This is a genomic window from Candidatus Burkholderia verschuerenii (assembly GCF_001189365.1).
In the GTDB taxonomy this organism is placed as follows: domain Bacteria; phylum Pseudomonadota; class Gammaproteobacteria; order Burkholderiales; family Burkholderiaceae; genus Caballeronia; species Caballeronia verschuerenii.
In genome coordinates, this window is record NZ_LFJJ01000285.1 from 1 (window position 1) to 4,787 (window position 4,787).

3 protein-coding genes and 2 pseudogenes are annotated in these 4,787 nt (G+C 62.6%); 1 reads left to right on the forward strand and 4 read right to left on the reverse strand.

The window, feature by feature from the left end; all coding sequences use genetic code 11:
* Positions 1 to 214: 214 nt before the first annotated feature.
* On the forward strand, positions 215 to 865 hold the full coding sequence (gene bluB, locus BVER_RS27805) for a 5,6-dimethylbenzimidazole synthase (protein ID WP_050456000.1): 651 nt from the start codon (positions 215 to 217) through the stop codon (positions 863 to 865).
* A 4-nt stretch (positions 866 to 869) separates the two neighbouring features.
* On the opposite strand, the pseudogene BVER_RS27810 reads toward bluB, so the two are convergent.
* The 4 genes and pseudogenes from BVER_RS27810 to BVER_RS27825 all read right to left on the reverse strand — a co-directional run.
* Positions 870 to 1,934, reverse strand: a pseudogene (locus tag BVER_RS27810) (porin).
* 45 nt (positions 1,935 to 1,979) lie between these two features.
* A complete protein-coding gene (locus BVER_RS27815; protein WP_050456001.1) occupies positions 1,980 to 2,663 on the reverse strand; it encodes a TetR/AcrR family transcriptional regulator in 684 nt (227 codons plus the stop codon).
* A gap of 66 nt (positions 2,664 to 2,729) precedes the next feature.
* The gene (locus tag BVER_RS27820) at positions 2,730 to 3,185 is read right to left on the reverse strand and encodes a cupin domain-containing protein (RefSeq protein ID WP_050456003.1); all 456 of its coding nucleotides are present in this window, start codon (positions 3,183 to 3,185) and stop codon (positions 2,730 to 2,732) included.
* Between the two features lie 680 nt (positions 3,186 to 3,865).
* Positions 3,866 to 4,564, reverse strand: a pseudogene (locus tag BVER_RS27825) (GNAT family N-acetyltransferase); the annotation flags it as partial.
* Positions 4,565 to 4,787: the final 223 nt, after the last annotated feature.

Sequence of the window (4,787 nt, forward strand, 5' to 3'; positions counted from 1 at the left end):
CGAAGTTCCAAACTCCCAGGAAACCATTCAGATCAATATTGCTTCTGGGAGTTCTGGGAAACACGATCTTCCGGCGGCCCCTTGCCACCCTTGACTTCGACTAATTCTGAAGGGCCGACTATGTAATCAATGTGACCAAACTGCAATCGACCGACATGGCTCTGTATCATCGCGTGCTTCGACGCGCGCGCGAGCGCGGTCTATAGGGACATTCATGGATCAATCATTCAGTGAAGCAGAACGTAAGGCTGTGTACCGCGCGATTCGCGAACGGCGCGACATGCGTCATTTCAATCGCGAAGCGGTCGCGCCCGACGCGATGCAGCGCCTGATCGACGCCGCGCTGCATGCGCCGAGCGTCGGCTTCATGCAGCCCTGGCGCATCCTTCGTATCACTAGCGATGCGCTTCGCACGCGACTGCATGCGGCGGTCGAACGCGAACGTCTGTTGACCGCCGATGCGCTCGGCGAGCGTCGCGACGCGTTCATGGAATTGAAAGTCGAAGGGATGCGCGAATGCGCCGAAGTGCTCGTGATGGCGCTGATGGACAAGCGCGAGCACCACGTTTTCGGCCGGCGCACCTTGCCGGAGATGGACCTCGCGTCGGTCGCGTGCGCAATCCAGAACATGTGGCTCGCGGCGCGCGCCGAAGGGCTCGGCATGGGCTGGGTATCGTTGTTCGATCCGCACGAAATCGCGACGCTGCTCGAGATGCCGCACGGCGCGCGCCCCGTGGCGATTCTATGCGTGGGACACGTCGACCGCTTCTACGATGCGCCGATGCTGGAGACCGAGCGATGGGCCGAGCGTCGCGGCATCGACGAATGTGTGTTCGAGAATACGTGGCCGGAAGCGGCGCGTTGATGGTTCAGAAGCGTTCCAGCATGCCGATCTGCACGCCGCGCACCGGCGCGCCCGCATACGACGGCGTCAGTCCGACCACGTTCACGCCGCGCAGCGTGAAGGTCGCGTCGCCGCGATTGCGCAGCCAGCCCGCGCTCGCGTAGAGCAGCAGCGTCTTCGACATGTCGTATTCGCAGGCCGCGCTGAACTGATCGGCGTCGTTGTCGCCGCCGGAGCGATCGCGAAGATACGTGTAACCGAGCGAAGCGCGAAAGCGTGAATTCAACGCGAGCATCGCCGAAACCGATGCGCCGTCGCTGTGATAGCGCGGCGTGCCGCCATCGCCATTGAAGAATGCAAGGTAGCTCGTCAGCGATCCGTAAACGAAAGACACACCGCCGAGATTCGCGCGCAACGCGCCATCGCCGTTGGTCTGCTGATGCGCGTAGGAAAAGCGCAGCGGTCCGTTGCGATAGTCGAAGGTTTCGACTGAACCGGCGAGGCCGTTGCCATCGGTCGTGCCGTCGCGCAACGACGCTTGCAGCGTCATCGAAAAGCCGTAAATGTTAGGCGACAGATACGTGATCGCGTCGCTCTCGTAAGGCGTGATCTTCGAGAGATTGTTGAGACCCGATGCGATCGTGCCCGCGCCGAAGGCATCGAGTTGTCCCTTGAACGGGATGTAGATCGGCGAGTATTGCCGCCCTGCCCGCACCGTGCCTCACGCGCCGCCCGCGCCGATCCACGCTTGCCGGTTGAAGAGCGTGCCGCTGGTCGACAGCGTGCCGTCGGCGGAGCTGAAACCGCTTTCGATTTCGAACAGCAGCTTGGTTCCGCCACCGAGATCTTCCACGCCGCGCAAGCCCCAGCGCGATCCGCGATACACGCCCGAATCCATCCGCGCGACATAACTCGCGCCGGGATTGGTCACTTCGATGCTGGTGTCGAGGCTGCCGTACAACGTGACCGAGCTTTGCGCGAACGCCGGCAACGCATGCAGACAGACGGCGACGAAGGCGACGCGAATGAAAGGGAAGCGCAAGCAAGGTCTCGTCGGGTGAGCATCGGGACCCGTGCATTCTAGGGGCATCGCCGCGTGGGTTAAACAGTTATTCCATTTGCGTATGCGCGGAAGTCACGGCGTATCGAGTTTGCCGAGCGAGATTTGCGCGTGCTCGATGGCGGCATCGACGAGATCTTCCGCCGAACGAATGCCCTCCGCCGATGCCGCGAGCGACTTCAGGCGGCCGTTGATCAGCAGCATCGCGAGGCCGTGGACGTAGGCCCAGGCGACCGTCATCGTGACAGCTTGCGCGCCGGGCATGCGTCCGAAGGTGCTCTTGCCCGGCGGCGCTTCCGATACATCGCCGAACACGCCCGCCAGCGCCCGGCCCGCCACGCGACGCGATTCGATCAGCGCGGGACGTTCGTCGTCGAGCATCTCGTTGCGCAACATGAGGCGCATCAGATCGGGGTTCTTCAACGCGAAGGCGATATAACCGCGCGCGATGCCCTTGCGACGCGCATTCACGCCGCGCGCGCCTTCGGCCTTCTCGGCCATCGTCGCCGCGAGCCGCAGATTGCCGAGCGCGGCGAGTTCGCTGAGCACGCCGCGCGTATCGCCGAAATGATGCTGAGGCGCGGTGTGCGAGACGCCCGCTTCCCGCGCGATGGAGCGCAAGGTCAAAGCGCCGATGCCGTCACGGCGCAACACGGCTTCGGCTGCATCGAGCAGCGCGTGCGGCAGCGAGCCGTGATGATACGGCTTGGCTTCCACGGTTTTTTTTGCGGTCTTTCGGCTCGTCGGTTTGTCGCTCATCGGTGGCTCGGCGCTTTATCTTTCCAATGTAAAATTTTGGCCGAAGAATGGCGTACTCGTCAATGCTTACTCGATGGGCGTGCCGTCCTTGCGCACGAAACGGCCATCGGCGTTGGCGCTTTTCATGTCGATGTCCGAGCAGGTCGTGAGGTCTTCGTAGACGCGCGAGCCGACTTCGAGATAACGCGCCATGTGCGGCGATCGATTGATCATGTGATGCCCGTTGCCCGTGCCCTTGGGAAACGCCGCGCAATCGCCTGCGCGCAGCACGGTTTCGCCCTCGTCCTCGATCAGCACGAGTTCGCCTTCGAGCACATAAACGAACTCGTCTTCATGCGAATGCCAGTGACGCTGGCTCGACCAGTTTCCCGGCGGCAGATGCACCAGGTTGACGCCGAAGTCCGCGAGGCCGCCCGCATCGCCCAGCCGCTGACGGATGCGCGCGGCGCACGGTTGATCGAACGGCGACGGATAGCCGGAGCCTTCGAGTGGCGGCACATCGGTGAGATCGATTTTGGGCATGGCGAGGTTGGTCGTCAGGGCGCGTCTTTGGCGGCTTCCGCGCGCAATTCGCCGATGCTCACTCAGCGTGTCGCCCTTCGGCGAATTCGCGCCGCTCACACGCACGAAGGACACGACCAGTCCGCGCGGATCGCCCGGGCCGAGCTTCGACAGGAGTTCGGTGATATCGAAGTCGATCGCATTGCCGCCGCGTTGCCGCGCCGCCGACAACTCGAACGCGCCGAGCGTGCCGACGAAATGCGATTGGCTCACGGCATCGACATCGCCGGACGCGGGAAGGTCGAGATAGAGGTTGTAGAAGAAGCCGCCGCTCGCCGCGTTGGGCGCGAGGCTCACGCGATCGAGCACGAGCCGCACGGTGCTTGCATCCTTCATTTGCGCGGCCGCCGATGCGCTCAACGGAATACGCGCGCTGACCGAACCGCCGAGCGTGACATCGGCGACGCCGCCGAGCACGCGACGCGTCGGCGAGATGTTGCGTGCCTCACGCGCTTTGAACTTGCCGATGGCCGGACGCGCGCCGATCGGCGATGTCTGCGCCTGCACGCGAATGATCGCGCCATCGTCGTCGGCGGCGACCGGCTTGGACGCCGCGCCCAGCAGCAGAATCATCAAGGTGCATCGCTTCGCAAAAACGGACAACATCTCTCACCTCTCGCGTTCCGTCAGACGAGACTGCTCCTGATCTTTTCGAGCGACGCGCGTTGCACGCCGTCGGCGTCGAAATTGTCGTCGGCGAGCCAGCGCTCGAACGCCAGCTTCACCAGCGGCCAATCCTGATCGATGATGGCGTACCACGCCGTATCGCGATTCCTGCCCTTGTAGACGATCGCCTGTCTGAAAATGCCTTCGAACTGAAAACCGAGTCGCTGCGCGGTCTTGCGCGACGGCGCGTTCAAACTGTCGCACTTCCACTCGTAACGACGATAACCGAGCTGATCGAACGCGTAGCGCATCAGCAGATACTGCGCTTCCGTCGAAATGCGCGTGCGCTTGAGCAGAGGCGAAAACGTCACGCTGCCGACTTCGATCACGCCATGCACGGGCTCGATGCGCATCAGCGCGAGCGTGCCGACAGCCTTGCCGCGCGCCGTATCGATCACGGTGTAATGCAGCGGATCGGCGGATGCCTGTGCTTTATTCAGATAATCGCGGAAGGTCACGAAGTCGGAAAACGGTTCGACGAAAAGATACGTCCAGTCGCTGCCATCGGATGCGCGGCCGTACGCTTCGAACAGATCGGCGGCGTGACGTTCGACATCGAGCGGCTCGATGCGGCAATGCGCGCCGTCGATCGCGATGCGCGCGGGCCGCTCGCGCGGCGTCCAGTCGTTCACCGGCTCGCCGATGGGCTGCTTGTATTCGTTGGTATTCGCCATTGCTGCGCAGACTCCTTGATCGCGTTATAGGAATTTTCGTCGTGGCATTAAGTTACCTCAATCGATCGCGTTCGATCCACCTCGCCATCGACTTTTTAGTCTGGTCTGCAAAATTGAATTTGCCGGAATGGACCCGACGACGCAGTCTGGTGCAGACGTAAACGCACATCTCAGCCAGGTCTGCAGCGCACGAGTAGAGGTTGAGGCATGACGTTGAGCTGAA

Excerpts from the sequence above, each read along its gene's own strand:
- bluB (WP_050456000.1), top strand. The coding sequence starts at position 215 with ATGGATCAATCATTCAGTGAAGCAGAACGTAAGGCTGTGTACCGCGCG.
- BVER_RS27815 (WP_050456001.1), bottom strand. The coding sequence starts at position 2,663 with ATGAGCGACAAACCGACGAGCCGAAAGACCGCAAAAAAAACCGTGGAA.
- BVER_RS27820 (WP_050456003.1), bottom strand. The coding sequence starts at position 3,185 with ATGCCCAAAATCGATCTCACCGATGTGCCGCCACTCGAAGGCTCCGGC.